Origin of the sequence: Arthrobacter sp. U41, assembly GCF_001750145.1 — a bacterium.
GTDB lineage: Bacteria > Actinomycetota > Actinomycetes > Actinomycetales > Micrococcaceae > Arthrobacter.
The window spans coordinates 2,933,077-2,948,851 of sequence record NZ_CP015732.1; the positions used below are offsets into that span (position 1 = coordinate 2,933,077).

The 15,775-nt window shown below is 68.1% G+C and carries 11 protein-coding genes; 6 read left to right on the forward strand and 5 right to left on the reverse strand.

Annotated elements, in window-relative coordinates; genetic code table 11:
• Positions 1-35 precede the first annotated feature (35 nt).
• Positions 36-3,659 carry a S41 family peptidase gene (locus ASPU41_RS13335; protein WP_069951332.1) on the forward strand — a complete coding sequence of 1,208 codons (3,624 nt, stop codon included), beginning with the start codon at positions 36-38 and terminating at the stop codon, positions 3,657-3,659.
• A 92-nt stretch (positions 3,660-3,751) separates the two neighbouring features.
• Here ASPU41_RS13335 and ASPU41_RS13340 read toward each other — a convergent pair whose 3' ends face one another.
• The 5 genes from ASPU41_RS13340 to ASPU41_RS13360 form a co-directional block, all read right to left on the reverse strand.
• A complete protein-coding gene (locus ASPU41_RS13340; RefSeq protein ID WP_069951333.1) occupies positions 3,752-4,180 on the reverse strand; it encodes an OsmC family protein in 429 nt (142 codons plus the stop codon).
• Positions 4,181-4,400: 220 nt separating this feature from the next.
• Positions 4,401-4,769, reverse strand: a complete 369-nt coding sequence (locus tag ASPU41_RS13345; protein ID WP_069951334.1) for a hypothetical protein — start codon at positions 4,767-4,769, stop codon at positions 4,401-4,403.
• Positions 4,770-4,944: 175 nt separating this feature from the next.
• A complete protein-coding gene (gene sucB, locus ASPU41_RS13350; RefSeq protein ID WP_069951335.1) occupies positions 4,945-6,735 on the reverse strand; it encodes a 2-oxoglutarate dehydrogenase, E2 component, dihydrolipoamide succinyltransferase in 1,791 nt (596 codons plus the stop codon).
• A gap of 126 nt (positions 6,736-6,861) precedes the next feature.
• Positions 6,862-8,247 (reverse strand): dihydrolipoyl dehydrogenase, encoded by a 1,386-nt coding sequence (gene lpdA / locus ASPU41_RS13355; protein ID WP_069951336.1) that lies wholly within the window; start codon positions 8,245-8,247, stop codon positions 6,862-6,864.
• A 254-nt stretch (positions 8,248-8,501) separates the two neighbouring features.
• Positions 8,502-10,028: a leucyl aminopeptidase gene (locus ASPU41_RS13360; RefSeq protein WP_069951337.1), complete on the reverse strand. Its 1,527-nt coding sequence runs from the start codon at positions 10,026-10,028 to the stop codon at positions 8,502-8,504.
• Positions 10,029-10,320: 292 nt separating this feature from the next.
• Here ASPU41_RS13360 and ASPU41_RS13365 point away from each other — a divergent pair, with 292 nt between their 5' ends.
• From ASPU41_RS13365 to ASPU41_RS13380, 5 genes are all read left to right on the forward strand, one after another.
• Complete coding sequence (locus ASPU41_RS13365; RefSeq protein ID WP_069951338.1) at positions 10,321-11,256, forward strand: proteasome assembly chaperone family protein; 936 nt, start codon at positions 10,321-10,323, stop codon at positions 11,254-11,256.
• A 34-nt stretch (positions 11,257-11,290) separates the two neighbouring features.
• Positions 11,291-12,622, forward strand: a complete 1,332-nt coding sequence (locus ASPU41_RS13370; protein ID WP_069951339.1) for an MFS transporter — start codon at positions 11,291-11,293, stop codon at positions 12,620-12,622.
• Between the two features lie 102 nt (positions 12,623-12,724).
• A complete protein-coding gene (locus ASPU41_RS13375) occupies positions 12,725-13,771 on the forward strand; it encodes a DUF4192 domain-containing protein (protein WP_231941070.1) in 1,047 nt (348 codons plus the stop codon).
• Entirely contained in the window at positions 13,771-14,034 is a 264-nt protein-coding gene (locus tag ASPU41_RS23440) for a DUF4192 family protein (RefSeq protein WP_231941071.1), read from the forward strand. Before ASPU41_RS13375 ends, ASPU41_RS23440 begins: the two co-directional genes overlap by 1 nt.
• Before the next feature lie 301 nt (positions 14,035-14,335).
• On the forward strand, positions 14,336-15,670 hold the full coding sequence (locus tag ASPU41_RS13380) for an RNA polymerase sigma factor (protein WP_069951340.1): 1,335 nt from the start codon (positions 14,336-14,338) through the stop codon (positions 15,668-15,670).
• The last annotated feature ends 105 nt before the right edge of the window (positions 15,671-15,775 follow it).

Sequence of the window (15,775 nt, forward strand, 5' to 3'; positions counted from 1 at the left end):
CGGGGCGGGAAGGCCGCCTTGACTATGATCTAACGATGACCTCTTCGAGTTACTTCCGTTTCCCGCATGTCCACGGCGATCTGGTCACTTTTGTGGCCGAGGACGACGTCTGGATTGCGCCCCTTGGCGGAGGTCGCGCCTGGCGCGTGTCCTCACTCCAGTTGCCCGCCCGGAACCCCCGCTTCACGCCGGACGGCAAGCGGCTGGTCTGGACGGTCGTTCAAGGAACATCACCGGAAGTTGTCACCGCGGATGTCGACGGCGGCGGCTACCGCCAGCTGAGCTACTTCGGTCACTCCACCACCAAGGTCAAGGGTTTCACCCCCGGCGGCGACGTTGTGGTCACGAGCGCCTTCCGCCAGGCTGACAGCCGCCACACCCACGCCTACAGCCTGCCCGTCACCGGCGGCTGGGCCACTGAACTCCCGCTGGGTCCGGTGGAATCCGTCGCCTTCGGACCCGTGGTCGGCGACGAACGGCCCGTTGTCCTCGCCAGCGTGCTCTCCCGCGAACCGGCGTGGTGGAAGCGCTACCGGGGCGGTGCCTCCGGCAAACTCTGGATCGACGCCGACGGAAACGGCGAGTTCGAACGCCTCGCTGCCGAGCTGGACGGCAACCTGACCGACCCGATGTGGGTGGACGGCCGGATCGCCTTCCTCTCCGACCACGAGGGCTACGGCAACCTCTACTCGGTGCTGCCCAGCGGCGCCGATCTGCGCCGCCACACGGACCATGAGGACTTCTACGTCCGGCACGCCGCCACCGACGGCCAGCGCATCATCTTCGAATCGGCCGGTGAGCTCTGGCTCCTGGCGGACCTCAGCTCGGACGCCCGCAAGCTCGAGATTTCGCTCGGTTCAGCATCCCAGGCCCGCCGCGCCGCACCGCTGAAGCCCTCAAAGCACCTGGGAGATGTGATTCCCGACCGCACCGGCGGCTCCAGCGCGGTGGAAGCCCACGGCACGCTGCACTGGCTGCGGCACAAGGACGGCCCGTCGCGGGTGCTGGAAGCCACCCCCGGAGTCCGGGCCCGCCTGCCCCGCCCCTTCGGCGAGGGCCGGATCGCCTACGTGGCCGACCACGACGGCGTCGAGGCCCTGTACCTGAAGGCGATTGCCGGACCCCTGGACGGCCGAAACCCGGACTCCGGAACGGCACACTCCGGAACGGCGCACGCCGGAGTCACAACGGGCGCGCACCAGCCCGGCGGACGGCCCTTCGAACCGGCGGCGCTGAAAGCCACCCCGCAGGAGGATCCCGACGCCGGCACACCCCTGCCCGCCCCCGTCTCGGCTGCAGCCCTCACCCGGCCGGACGCCGTCGACGCCGCCGCGGCACCAACGGCGGCCGGAACGGGCCACAACACCACCAACATCACCGACACCGCCGACACCGCCGGCCCGGCGGATGACGCCACGGCGGCTGAGGCCGCCCCGGCGCAGCAGGGCCGGCAGGGAGAGTCCGGCCAGCCCACCAGGATCGAATTCCCCAAGCCGACCCGGGCCAGCGCCATCGAGGCCAGCCCGGACGGCAACTGGCTCGCCGTCGGCACCGCCTTCGGTGACATCTACCTGGCCGAGACCCGCACCGGCACCCTGACCCTGGTGAGCAGCATCGGCGAAGGCAGCATCGAGGGCTTCAGCTGGTCCCCGGACTCGGCCTGGCTGGGCTGGTCCGAGCCGGTCACCTCCTTCGGCTCCCGCAGCCGGCTGCGCATCACCGCGGTCGGGGACGGCAGCACCGCAGCGGGCGGGACGCGGACCATCATCGACGTCACCGACGGGCGCTTCCGCGACAAATCGCCGTCGTTCACCCCGGACGGCAAGTACCTCGCGTTCCTCTCGAACCGCAGCTTCGACCCGGTCTACGACGGACATTCCTTTGACCTGTCCTTCCCGAGCCCGATCAAGCCCTACCTCGTCGCCCTGGCGGCGGACACCCCCTCGCCTTTCGGCCCGAGCGTCGACCTTCCGGAGACCCCGGAGACCCCCGAAGCCACGAAGCAGTCGGACAGCACCGGCCCGGACCAGGTTCCTGCGGTCCGGGTCGACGCCGAAGGCCTGGCCCACCGCGTCATCAGCGTGCCGGTGCCGCAGGGCAACTACTCCGCCCTCACCGCCACCGCCGGGGCGCTGCTCTGGCTCGACAGCGAACTTTTCGGCGTCACCGGCGAGGGTCGCGCCAGCCTCGAGGAGAAGAACGCGGCTCCCTGCCTGGTCCGCTTTGACCTGGCCCGGCGCAAGGCCACCACCATCGTGGACGCGCTGGACAGCTACCGCCTCTCCGGCGACGGCGAAAAGGTCGTGGTCCTGCAGGATAGGCAGGTCCGCGTCTCGCCCGCCGGCGCCAAGGCTGACGAGGAGTCCGGCCAGCTGGTCAAGGTCGACCTCAGCCGCATCCGCGTCCAGCTCGATCCGCTCAGCGTCTGGGGCCAGGCCTTCGATGAAGCCTGGCGGCTCCAGCGCGACTTCTTCTGGACCGAAGACATGGCCGGGCAGGACTGGGACTCGGTGCACGCCCGCTACCGTCCGATCGTGGACCGGCTCGGCTCGCACGACGACCTGGTGGACCTGCTGTGGGAGCTCCACGGCGAACTGGGCACCTCCCACGCCTACGTCCGCCCCGCCGCCGTCACCGAGAACGGCAGCAACGGCCAGGGCCGCCTCGGCGCGGACCTCGCCTTCACCGGCGAGGGCTGGGAGATCACCCGGATCCTCGCAGGAGATTCCTCCGACCCGCTCGCCACCTCGCCGCTGACCCGCCCGGGCGCAGACGCCAAACAGGGCGACCTGCTGCTGGCGATCGACGGCGTCGAGCTCACCGAGGCGCGCACCCCGGCCATGCAGCTGGTCGGCGCCGCGGGACGCGCCGTCGAGCTCACGCTGCGCAACGGTGCCGGACACGGAAACCAGGCCGGCAGGCAGCGCCGCGTCGCCGTGGTCCCGGTCAGGGACGAAGAGCGGCTGCGGTACCAGGAATGGGTGGGCGCCAACCGCCGGACTGTCCGGCAGGCCTCGCAGGGAACCTTCGGCTACCTGCACATACCCGACATGATGGCCCACGGCTGGGCGCAGCTGCACCGGGACCTCGACACCGAAACGGCCCTCGACGGGCTGATCGTCGATGTCCGCCGCAACCGTGGCGGGCACACCTCCCAGCTCGTCGCGGAACTCATCGGGCGCAAGGTCACCGGCTGGAGCATGCCGCGCGGGGAACGGCCCCGGACGTACCCGCAGTCCGCGCCGCGCGGTCCCGTGATCATCCTGACCGACGAATTCGCCGGCTCCGACGGCGACATCATCACCCAGGTTTCCAAGCTGCGGGGGATCGGGCCGGTCATCGGCACCCGGACCTGGGGCGGCGTCGTCGGCATCGACAACCGTTTCGCCCTGGCTGACGGGACCGGCGTCACGCAGCCGCGCTACGCCACCTGGTTCTCCGGGGGCGTCGGGTGGGGTGTCGAGAACTTCGGCGTCGCCCCGGACATCGAGGTGACCTTCCCGCCGCACGCTTACGCCGCCGGCACGGACCCGCAGCTGGAATACGGTATCGGTGCGCTCAAGGAAATGATCCAGGAGCTGCCCACCGACCGTCCGCCGCTGCGCGAGGGCTACCGTCTGGTGCGGCCGGCCGCGTTGCCGGCCCGCCGGGACGTCTAGGAACCCGGTACCCGGCGCAGAGCCCGCCACGAGTGAAGGCCCCCGTTTCCTGGCCAGGAAACGGGGGCCTTCGCAGTTGGCGCGTTGGGGGGCTAGGAGGCCAGCGTGGCATCCAGCGTGATCTTGAGGCCGGTGAGGGCGCCCGAGACGGGGCAGCCGACCTTGGCCTCCTCGGCGATGCGCTGGAATTCATCTTCGGAGATCCCGGGAATCCTCGCGCTGACCGTGAGGTGGCTGTCGGTGATGCCGGTGCCGGGCACGAAGGTGACGTCGGCCTTGGTGTTGACTTCCTCGGGAGCGTGGCCGGCCTGGGCGAGGGCGAGGCTGAACGCCATGGAGAAGCAGGCCGAATGCGCGGCGGCGATGAGCTCCTCGGGGCTGGTCTTGCCCTCGGAGGCCTCGGTGCGCGCCTTCCAGGTGACATCGAAGTTGCCCAGCCCGGAGCTGTCCAGCGTGGTGTTGCCGGCGCCCGTCATCAGGTCGCCATTCCATACAGTGTGTGCGGTGCGTGTTGCTGCCATGTCCACTCCTCAAGGTCGTTGAAATCCTACAGATCCGTCAATCGGCCGGATCATGCCGTTTCCCATCCTAGGGATTTGGCGCTGTCGCCGCACCGGTGTCCGCTGTCAGTGGATTGTTGCCTGTGGCGCGTGGCCTGGCCCGTACCGGCACCCGAATGAGACGGCGACGGCGGCGCACCCGTGCGGGGTGCGCCGCCGTCGCCGCCGCCTTGGTGGCGGCTTACTGCCAGAGGGTTGCGATGGCCACGTTCAGCAGGGCCAGGCCGCCGACGCCGTGCGCGAGGCCCTTGCCGACGTCCTCGCCCTTCTTGTACCTGCGGCGGCCCATGAAAGCCAGGACACCGACGGCCAGGGCCACAACCAGCTTGATACCGAGCTTGGCGTAGTCCGGGTCGGCGAACCGGGGAATGGTTTGTCCCAGGACGGGAATCAGCCCCATCAGGGCGATGCCGGTAAGGAGCTGCAGCATCGCGCCGTCGAACTGGCGGGGGTGGACGGTGGGCTTCTTCATCTGGCCGATCCAGATGCCCACGATCATGGCGGCGCCGACAATGTGCAGGAAGACCACGATGTTATAGACAATTTGCATGGCCCCAGTCTAGCCAGAAGATTCTACGCGCCGTAGTAGGACCCGCTGCCGTCAGACCCGCAGTTGCTGCAACGCAGCCTGACCCGGGCACAAAAACGGCGACGGCGGCACGGGCCCGTGGTTTCCCGCCGGTGCCCGCACCGCCGTCGCCGTTGGTGTCCTTGAACCCTTGAGGCTAGAGTCCGAGGTCGGCTTCGAAAGCGCCTTCCTCAAGGCGGGCCTTCAGCGTCTGCAGGAAGCGTCCCGCGTCGGCGCCGTCGACCAGCCGGTGGTCGTACGTCAGGCAGAGGTACATCATCGAGCGGATGGCCAGCGAGTCATCGCCGTTCTCATCGGCGACCACAACGGCGCGCTTGACGATCGCCCCGGTGCCGAGGATGGCAACCTGCGGCTGGTTGATGACCGGCGTGTCGAACAGGGCGCCCACGGAACCGATGTTGGTGATGCTGAAGGTTCCGCCGGAGAGCTCGTCCGGGCCGATCTTGCCCTTGCGGGTCCGGTCCGCGACGTCGGCGATCTTTCCGGCCAGGCCGGCGAGGTTCAGGTTGCCGGCGTCGGCAATGACCGGGACCAGCAGGCCCTTGTCCGTGTCCACCGCAATCGCCAGGTGCTCGGCGTTGTGGTAGGTGATCTCCTGCTTGTCCTCGTCGTAGGAGGCGTTGACCTTCGGGTGCTGCTTCAGGGCCTCGGCCACAGCCTTGGCGATGAAGGGCAGGAAGGTCAGCTTGGAGCCGTTCTGGGCCTGGAAGGAGTCCTTGGCCTTGGCGCGCAGCTTGGCGACCTTGGTCATGTCCACCTCGTGCACCTGCGTCAGCTGGGCGGAGATGTCCAGCGACTCGCGCATCCGGCGGGCAATGACCTGGCGGATCCGCGGGGCCTTCTGCACGGTGCCGCGCAGCGAGGACACGTCAGCGGACGGGCGCGCGGCCGGAGCAGCGGACGGTGCGGGAGCCGAAGGAGCCGGGGCTGCCTTGGCTTCAGCTGCTGCCAGCACGTCCTGCTTGCGGATCCGGCCACCGACGCCGGTGCCGCTGAGGGAGCTGATGTCCACGCCCTGCTGGTTGGCCAGCTTGCGGACCAGCGGAGTGACGTAGCCGGACTCAGCGGACGAAGCGGCCGGGGCAGCCTCAGCGGCCGGGGCAGCTTCCTTGGCGGGGGCAGCGGGTGCTTCCTGCTTGGGAGCCTCCTGCTTCGGGGCCTCAGCCGGAGCAGCAGCCTTGGGAGCTTCCTGCTTCGGTGCTGCTTCCTTCGGAGCTGCTGCTTCTTTCGGAGCTTCCGGGGCCGGGGCCGGGGCCGGGGCCGGGGCCGCGGCGGGGGCCGCGGCGCCGGAACCGATCACGGCGAGGACGGAGCCGACCTCGGCCGTTTCGTCCTCGGCAACGCGGATTTCCTGCAGGGTGCCGGCCACCGGGGACGGGATCTCGGTGTCGACCTTGTCGGTGGAAACCTCGAGCAGCGGCTCGTCGACCTCGACGGTGTCACCGATGCTCTTGAGCCAGCGCGTGACGGTGCCTTCGGTGACGCTCTCGCCCAGGGCCGGGAGAGTGACCTCATGGCTTTCGCCGGCGGGAGCGGCTTCTGCGGGAGCCGCGGCGGCGGGCGCCTCAGCTTCCGGCGCCGGTGCCTCGGCGGCCGACGGCGATTCCGCCGGCGCTGCTTCAGCCTCAGCGGGCGCTTCCTCGGCCGGGGCCTCTGCGGCAGGGGCTTCGGCTGAGCCGGCGGAACCGGAGCCGTCGCCGATGCGCACGAGCGGTGCGCCGACTTCAGCCGTCTCGTCTTCGGCGACGAGGATTTCCTCAATCACGCCGGCGATCGGAGAGGGGATCTCGGTGTCTACTTTGTCGGTGGAAACCTCGAGCAGCGGCTCGTCCACCTCTACCCGGTCACCTACCTGCTTGAGCCAGCGGGTGACGGTTCCTTCGGTGACACTCTCACCGAGGGCGGGCAAGTTAACGGATTCAGACATGTCGTCCCCGTTCTCCTTATTGATCTTTAGTGCGGATGATTGCTGCCTTGATCGAGCTTAGTGCACCCGGCATTTCGGGCCGGGTGCACTAAGCTCTGTGGTCTTGCGGTGGTGCGGGCGGAACTGCTAACCGTGCAGGGCCTTGCCGGCCAAAGCCAGGTGGGCCTCGCCCAGGGACTCGTTCTGCGTCGGGTGTGCGTGGACCAGCTGGGCCACGTCCTCCGGGTAGGCCTCCCAGTTCACGATCAGCTGGGCTTCGCCGACCTGCTCACCCATGCGGGCGCCGATCATGTGAACGCCGATCACGGGGCCGTTTTTCTGGCGGACCAGCTTGACCAGGCCGGACGTGCCCAGGATGGAGCTTTTGCCGTTGCCGGCGAGGTTGTATTCCTGGGTCTGGATCTGGTCGTCACCAAACTTGGCCTTGGCGGCCTTCTCGGAGTAGCCCACCGTGGCGATTTCGGGCTCGGAGTAGGTGACCTTGGGGATGTTGATGTCCTCGACGACGACGGGCTTCAGGCCGGCGATCTCTTCGGCGACGAAGATGCCCTGCTGGTAGCCGCGGTGCGCCAACTGGACGCCGGGAACGATGTCGCCCACGGCGTAGACGTTGCCGACACCGGTGTGCAGGCGCTCGTTGGTGATGACGAAGCCGCGGTCGATGGTCAGCCCGGCGTCCTCGTAGCCGAGGTTCGCCGTGACCGGGCCGCGGCCAACGGCGACGAGCATAAGGTCCGCCTCGAAGGTCTTGCCGTCCACGAGGGTGACCTTGACGCCGTCGGCGTTCTGCTCAACGCCCTGGAAGAAGGTGCCGGTGGAGAACTTGATGCCGCGCTTCTTGAAGGCACGCTCAAAGGCCTTGACGATCGTGGCGTCCTCGTTCGGGACCAGCGAGGGCAGGCCCTCGATGATGGTGACGTCGACTCCGAAGGACTTCCAGACAGAAGCGAACTCGACGCCGATCACGCCGCCGCCCAGGACGATCGCGCTCTTGGGGATGAAATCCATTGTGAGGGCTTCGTCCGAGGTGATGACCTTGCCGCCGATTTCCAGGCCCGGAAGCGAGCGGGAGTAGGAGCCGGTCGCGAGGACAATGTTCTTGCCCTTGTACGCGGTGCCGTTCACAACGATGGTGTCGGTGCCCTGGAGCTTGCCTTCGCCCTCGATGACGGTGATGCCCTTTTTGCCTTTGATGAGACCCTGCAGGCCCTTGAACTTGCCGGCGATAATGGCGTCCTTGTAGGCGTTGACAGCGGTGATGTCGATGCTGTCAAGGGTGACATTGACGCCGTACTTCGCCGAGTCACGGGCGTGGTCGGCCAGTTCTGCGGAGTGCAGCAGGGCCTTGGTGGGGATACAGCCGTTGTGCAGGCAGGTACCGCCGAGCTTGCCCTTTTCGATCAGGCCAACGGTGAGGCCGAGCTGAACGGCCCGCAGGGCAGTTGCGTAGCCGCCGCTGCCGCCGCCGAGTACCAGGATGTCGAATTCTTGCGCAGTTGCCTGATCGGCCACTAAAACGCTCCCTCGCGTGAACGATGACACGAGAGTACGCATCATCTGGTCTTGGAACTTCCTTGCCGCGATTATGCCAGCAGGACAGTTCCCTTTCATTTGTGACTACCGGAGTTCACCTTAGCGAACCACTAATACATGCTCCACCCTGCCATAGCGTTTGTGGAGCGCTTGTGTCCAGTGTCACGCGGCCTGATGTCCGGGGGATCAGCCCCGGCCACCAGGCCGCGCAGAGGACCGGGCGGGCCGTGGGCTCAGGCGGTTTTTGCCAGAATGTCCTCGACATAGGCCACGAGCGTGCGCACGGTGCATCCGGTGCCCTGCTTGTGGTTGTAGCCGTAGGGGCTGCCGTTATTGAAGGACGGGCCGGCGATGTCAATGTGTGCCCAGGGGATCTGCTCGCCGTCCTTGCCCTTGCCGACGAATTCGCGCAGGAAGACGGCCGCCGTCATCATGCCGCCGTGGCGTTCGCCGATATTGGCGAGATCCGCGACCTGCGAGTCGAGGCTGGGGCGCAGCTCCTCCGGCAGCGGCATCGGCCAGACGAGCTCGCCGGCGCGGTCCGCGGCAGCCTTGATCGGGGCGGTGACAGAGTCGGACCCCATCACCCCGGCGGTGCGGTCGCCGAGGGCGATCAGCTGCGCGCCGGTGAGGGTGGCGACGTCGATGATGGCGTCCGGGAACTCCTGGCTTGCGGCGACGATGCCGTCCGCCATCACCAGGCGGCCCTCGGCGTCGGTGTTCAGGACCTCGACGGTTTTGCCGCCGAACATGGTCAGCACGTCGGCCGGGCGCTGCGCAGCGCCGGAGGGCATGTTTTCGGCGATGCAGAGCCATGCGGTCGCCTTGACGGGCAGCCCGAGGCCGGCAATGGCCAGCACGCTGTTAAGGACGACGGCTGCGCCCGCCATGTCGGACTTCATGTCGCCCATGCCAAGGTGCGGCTTGAGCGAGATCCCGCCGGTGTCGAAGGTGATGCCCTTACCCACGAGGGCGATCTTGGCGGTGGCCCTGGCGGGGGAGTATTCGACCTTGACCAGGCGCGGCTGGCGGGTGGAGCCCTTGCCGACGCCGAGGATCCCGCCGAAGCCTTCCTTATCCAGGCGCTTCTCGTCCCACACGGTCACCTTGACGGGCAGGCCTTTGGACAGTTCCTTGGCCGCTTCGGCGAAGGATTCGGGGTAGAGGTGGCTCGGCGGCTGATTGACCAGGGTGCGGGTCGCGTTCACTGCCTTGCCGATCAGGGCTGCGCGGTCCAGGACCGGCTTGAGGGCCTTGTCTGCGGCAAAATCAGTGACGATCACGACGTTCTTCACCGGATCCTTCAGGCCGTCCTGGGAGGAGCGGTATTCGGTGAAGGAGTAGGCGCCCAGTGCGGCGCCCTCGGCGACGGCGGCAACCTCGCCGAGGGACGACGTCGGGAGGGCCAGCGCGACGGTACTGACGCCGGCGAGCTGGCGGACGGCCGAGCCGGCGGCGCGGCGGAGTGCTTCTTCGGTGAGCGGCTGCGATCCGCAAACCTTGCCGACGCCGGCGAGGACGAGCACCTTCGCGCCGGCCTCGGCCAGGCCCGGGAGGCGGTGGGCCTGATCGGCTGCCCCGGTGATGCCAAGAACACTCAGTGAGTCCGCCAGGGCTTCGGCGGCCTTGGCCGTCAGGGGGTTGCTGAGCAGGACGGGTCCGTCCGTGCCCTGCCCCACGCCGATGACGAGGGCGTCGCTGGGGGACCTCTTGAGGTCCCCGGCGACTGCACTAAGTTTGACTTCAGTATTCTTGACCACGAGGGCAGTCCTCAATTCTCTGAGTTTTTTTCGGCAGGAACTGCATGTTCGGCGCCCTGCCATGGAACCTGGGCCACTGCCGGTTTGAGACGCAACCAGGTGTCTTCAAGCCGTCATAAGGCCAGCTTCGATCGTAGTCTCTCCCCGGTGCGGGTGTTCAATTGAATGAGAGCTGGGGCACACTCCGCTCAGGAATGCCCCCGCACTCCGGCGTGTTGTACCCGGTAACAGGGCCGCAGCCCCGCACGGCCCGTCCGGCCGCCCCCAATGACTACGACGAAAGGAACATGCCGTGATTGAACGGATTTCCGGCTCCTTGCTGGACCCCGAATCGCTCTACCTGCGTGATGACGCGCTGTTCCACAGCCCCGAACTGCGCGGACTGAACCTCGTTATGGGATTCACCGGATTCGCTGATGCAGGGCACGTCGTCCGGCAGATCACCGCCGAGATGCTCGACACCCTGGACGCCGAAATGGTGGCCGAGTTCGACGCCGACCAGCTGATCGACTACCGGTCCCGCCGCCCGCAGATCAGCTTCGTCGAAGACCATCTGCAGGATTATCAGGCGCCGCGCCTGGCGCTGTACCGGATGGTCGACGGGCTCGGCAGCCCGTTCCTGCTCCTGGCCGGATTCGAACCGGACCTGCAATGGGAGCGGTTCGCCCGCGCCGTCGTGGGAATCGTCGAGGAGTTGGACGTCAACCTCGTCACCTGGATCCACTCCATTCCCATGCCGGTGCCTCACACGCGGCCCGTCGGAGTCACGGTGCACGGCAACCGCCCGGATCTCATCGAGGGCATTTCGGTCTGGAAGCCCACCGTCGAGGTGCCCGCCGCTGTCGGACACATCCTCGAACTGCGGCTGACGGAAGCCGGGCGCAACGTCGCCGGCTATGTGATGCATGTGCCGCACTACCTTGCCGAAGCCGAATACCCGACGGCCGCCGTCGCCGGTCTCGAATACCTCGGAGCGGCCACCTCGCTGATGCTGCCCACCGACCGGCTCCGTGAAGCCGGCCGGGAAGTCGGACGCCAGATTGCGGAGCAGATCGATGCTTCGGAGGAGGTGCAGCAGGTGGTTTCACGGCTCGAAACCCGCTACGACGAGAACGCCGAAGGCACCGTGCGCCGCTCCCTGCTCGCCGACGAGAACGACCAGCTTCCCAACGGGGACGCCCTCGGCGCGGCGGTGGAGGCCTACCTGCGCAAGGAACCCCGCGAATAAATAGTATTTGTCCCGCCGCTGGCATAATGGGGCAGTGACCTCACCCCGCGCCTGGCTGATCTGGATCATCGGGATCTTCGCGTACCTCGTGGCGGTCACCCAGCGCACGTCGTTCGGGGTGGTGGGACTCGAAGCCACGGAACGCTTCCATGCCAGCGCGGCCGAAATTTCCTTCTTCACCGTGCTGCAGCTCCTCGTTTATGCCGCCCTGCAGATTCCGGTCGGAATCCTCGTGGACCGCTTCGGGTCCCGGGCGATGATCGCCGGCGGCGCCCTGCTGATGGGGCTGGGCCAGCTTCAGCTGGCCTTCGCCGAGAACATCCCCGGAGGCGTGCTGGGACGCGTGCTGGTCGGCGCCGGGGACGCGATGACTTTCATCTCCGTGATCCGGCTGATTCCGATCTGGTTCGCCCCCGCCCGTGTTCCGCTGCTCACCCAGCTGACCGGGATGTCCGGCCAGCTCGGCCAGCTGATCAGTGTGGTGCCGTTCGCCATGGTCCTGCACCTCGCCGGCTGGACCCCTGCCTTCCTGACACTCGCTGCCATGTCAGCCCTCGCCGTGGTGCTTGTGCTGGTCCTGCTGCAGGACCTTCCGTCCGGGCATCCCGCGCCGGCGCCGTCCCAGGGGCTGCGCGCAACCGGGGTCAGGCTGTCCCAGGCCTGGCGGCAGCCCGGCACCAGGCTGGGACTGTGGAGCCACTTCACCATCCAGTTCAGCGGCACCGTCTTCGCGATGACCTGGGGCTATCCGTTCCTGATCTCCGCCCAGGGCCTGGACACCGCCGCCGTGTCGGCGCTGATGACCTTGTACGTGGCCACGGCCATCGCCGCCGGGCCGCTGATGGGCAGCTTTGTCGCGCGTCACCCGCTGCGGCGGTCCACCATGGTGCTGCTGATCGCTGCCGCCACCGCCGCGGCCTGGGCGGCCGTGCTGCTGATCCCGGGCCGTTCCCCGCTGTGGCTGCTGGCCGGGCTTGTGGTGGTGCTCGCCATCGGCGGCCCGGGCTCCATGATCGGCTTTGACTTCGCCCGCACCTTCAACCCGGCCCACCGGATCGGCACCGCCACCGGGATCGTGAACGTTGGCGGCTTCATCGCCGCGCTCATCGCCATCTACCTGATCGGGCTTGTGCTGGACATCCTCTACGCCACCGGATTCTCCCAGGGCGAGCTCTATGGGCTCGATCCGTTCCGGATCGCCCTGAGCGTGCAGTTCCTGCTGCTGGCGGGAGGGGCCGTCGCGATCATTGTCATCCGCCGGAAGGTGCGGAGGCAGATGGCGGCCCAGGGCGTTGTGGTGCCGCCGCTGCTGGCGGCACTCGCCGAGCAGCGCAGGCGGAACGCGGAGCGGCGCCGCACCCCCTGACTGCGCTGGGGCGGCTGGGCGGAGCGCTGTTTGTCGGCCAGGTTGTCCACATAGCACGCGCCGGCCCTGACGCGGTCCCGCGCGGGCCGCCAAGCTGGCTGCATGACAGCTCCCGAACATCTGAGAATCACCGGCCCGGAGGACATCCTCGGGTTCATTCCGCATTCCCTGGGGTACTGGCCGGCCCACAGCCTCGTGGCCATGACCCTGCAGGGCAAACGGCTCGGAGCCACGCTCAGGGTCGACCTCCCCGGCGAAGCCGGCAGTGCTGACCGGACCGGCTCCGCCGGACTGCCGAATTTTGCCCGATCCATTGCGTCCTACCTGGAAGCCGACAAGGACGCGGACGGTTCGCTGCTTGTCCTGTTTACCGAAACCGACGGGGACGGGGCACCCTGGGCGGAGCTCCTGTCCGAGCTTGAGAGCGCCCTGGGCGACGCGGGGATGCCGGTGCGGGACGCCTGGCTCGTCGGGGCCGAGTACTGGCGCAATGCCTATTGCGTTGACCCGTCGTGCTGCGCGCCGCCGGGGCGGCCCGTCGAGGAGATCAGGAACAGCAGGCTCAACGCTGAGATGGTTTTCCGCGGCAGTACTGTCGGGCCGGCCCCGGGAACGGCACCACGCACGCCGCCGCCGGAGGCTGCGGATCCTGCCGTGCTGGAGGCCGAGGGGGAGTGGGACCGGCTGTTCGCTGGGTGCACGCGGGACAGGCGCCAGTTTCGCCAGGTACTGGACGTCTGGGCCCGGGTCTTGCACCGCCCGGCGCCCGGGCCGAAACTGGCCGCGGAGCTGACAGGTTACCTGCGTGCCTCCCTGTGCGTCCCGCCCTGGCGCGACGCGGTCCTTGTGATGGCCGCTGCCGGGCCGGAGGCGGCGGCGCGGGGCGCCGAGGACTTCGGCGTTTTCGACGGAACGACGCCGCGCCCGGCTTGGGCCCGTTCGCTGCCCGGGTCCGCGACGCCGCGGAGGCCGCTGGCGCCGCTGCCTCCGCTGGAAGGCTTCCCGCCCCTGTCTCCACCGCCGTCCCCGCCCGCTGGCCATGGCAACGAGGGCTCCGGCGGCGGCTCCGGCGGCAGTCCGCCCCGGAGGTGCCCGGCTATGGTGAGGTCCTGCTGGGGCTGGCCCCGCCGCTGCCTGACTGGATCTTGATGGCACGGCTGGACCGGGTTCTTGAACAGCTCGGCAACGCCGGCGGCGAGGCGGGAGCCGCAGCGCTGACCGGGCGGGGCTGGATTGAATGGTGCCGCGGCAAGGGGTCCTTCGCGGATGCACTGTTCAGCCGCGCGATTGAGGAGCACCCCGGCTACCGGCTGGCGGAGCTGCTGGGCGAACTGGTCCGTCGCGGGACGCTCTGCGGCTGGGCGGGCAGGAGGGAGGCGGCCTGGCAGAGGTTCGAGCCGGACGTCGCCTGACGCCCGCCCGGCCCCGGCCCGGCCCGGGCCGGGGCGCCGGCGGCAGGATATCGAGGCCCGGGGTCCCGGTTCGGTGCCGATTCCGAAAACCGTGAGACAATGGTTGCCGAGACCCGGTTGGGTCCGTGTATTGAGTGCTCGCAGTGGACCTTGGAAACAGGGAACATTTCGGTCGCCCCAGGAGTTCTACTTAGTGGCTCTGCTGGTCGTGATTGCACCTGATGTCAAACACGGACTTGACAGGGTCATAGTGGTGTTGCCCGTATGGTGATTCCACAGACCGCCGCTAGAAAGGTTTTCTGTGACCCCGTCTTCCGCGAAGAAGGAACCCGCCGACCAGGCCGTATTGTCCCCCGAGGAGAAGAAGGCGGCGACGAGCGCCAAGCGTGCTGCCACGCGTGCAGCCAACAAGGCTGTCAAAGACGCAGCCTTGGCCGAAGGTGGCGACACCGCATCGGCGTCCGCCAAGCCCGAACCCAAGAAGCGCGGGCCCAAGCCCGGCGCCAAGGCCGCGGCGCAGGCCGCCGGCAAAGCCGCGAACGGTGATGACGAGACCGATGAGGACGTCGAGGTTGACCTTGACGATGTCGTGGTCGAGGCCGTTGAGATCGGTGAAGACGGCGAGGAGATCCCCAAGGCTGCTGCAGCGGCCACCGGCTCCGGCTTTGTCTACTCCGACGCCGACGATGACGACGCCCCCGTCCAGCAGGTGATGTCCGCCGGCGCCACCGCCGACCCCGTCAAGGATTACCTGAAGCAGATCGGCAAGGTCGCCCTGCTGAACGCCGAGCAGGAAGTCGACCTCGCCCTCCGCATCGAGGCCGGCCTCTTTGCCGAGGAAAAGATCAACGCCGACGACGGAACCATGGATCCGAAGCTCAAGCGCGAGCTCGAATTCGTCATCCACGACGGCAAGCGTGCCAAGAACCACCTCCTGGAAGCGAACCTCCGCCTCGTGGTCTCCCTCGCCAAGCGGTACACCGGCCGCGGCATGCTGTTCCTGGACCTGATCCAGGAAGGCAACCTGGGCCTGATCCGTGCGGTCGAGAAGTTCGACTACACCAAGGGCTTCAAGTTCTCCACCTACGCCACCTGGTGGATCCGTCAGGCCATCACCCGGGCCATGGCCGACCAGGCCCGCACCATCCGCATCCCGGTGCACATGGTGGAAGTCATCAACAAGCTCGCCCGCGTGCAGCGCCAGATGCTCCAGGACCTCGGCCGCGAACCCACCCCGGAAGAGCTGGCCCTCGAACTGGACATGACGCCCGAAAAGGTCGTCGAGGTCCAGAAGTACGGCCGCGAGCCGATCTCCCTGCACACTCCGCTGGGCGAGGACGGCGACTCCGAATTCGGTGACCTCATCGAGGACTCCGAGGCTGTGGTCCCGGCCGATGCGGTGAGCTTTACCCTGCTGCAGGAACAGCTGCACTCGGTGCTGGACACCCTCTCCGAACGCGAGGCCGGTGTGGTCGCCATGCGTTTCGGCCTGACCGACGGACAGCCGAAGACTTTAGACGAAATCGGCAAGGTCTACGGCGTCACGCGTGAGCGGATCCGCCAGATCGAATCCAAGACCATGTCCAAGCTGCGGCACCCGTCGCGGTCCCAGGTCCTGCGGGACTACCTGGACTAGCAAAGAGCCACACCACGCGGGGTCACGTCCCGCCCATCCTCCCCGGAGGATCGGGCCGGAGGTGACCCCGCGTTGTTCGTTAACGGGCGTCCGCCGGGTTGGTCG

What these genes read in the sequence shown, in the direction of transcription:
- ASPU41_RS13335 (WP_069951332.1), top strand. Translation starts at nt 36, where the DNA reads ATGACCTCTTCGAGTTACTTCCGTTTCCCGCATGTCCACGGCGATCTG.
- ASPU41_RS13340 (WP_069951333.1), bottom strand. Translation starts at nt 4,180, where the DNA reads ATGGCAGCAACACGCACCGCACACACTGTATGGAATGGCGACCTGATG.
- ASPU41_RS13345 (WP_069951334.1), bottom strand. Translation starts at nt 4,769, where the DNA reads ATGCAAATTGTCTATAACATCGTGGTCTTCCTGCACATTGTCGGCGCC.
- sucB (WP_069951335.1), bottom strand. Translation starts at nt 6,735, where the DNA reads ATGTCTGAATCCGTTAACTTGCCCGCCCTCGGTGAGAGTGTCACCGAA.
- ASPU41_RS13375 (WP_231941070.1), top strand. Translation starts at nt 12,725, where the DNA reads ATGACAGCTCCCGAACATCTGAGAATCACCGGCCCGGAGGACATCCTC.
- ASPU41_RS23440 (WP_231941071.1), top strand. Translation starts at nt 13,771, where the DNA reads ATGGCACGGCTGGACCGGGTTCTTGAACAGCTCGGCAACGCCGGCGGC.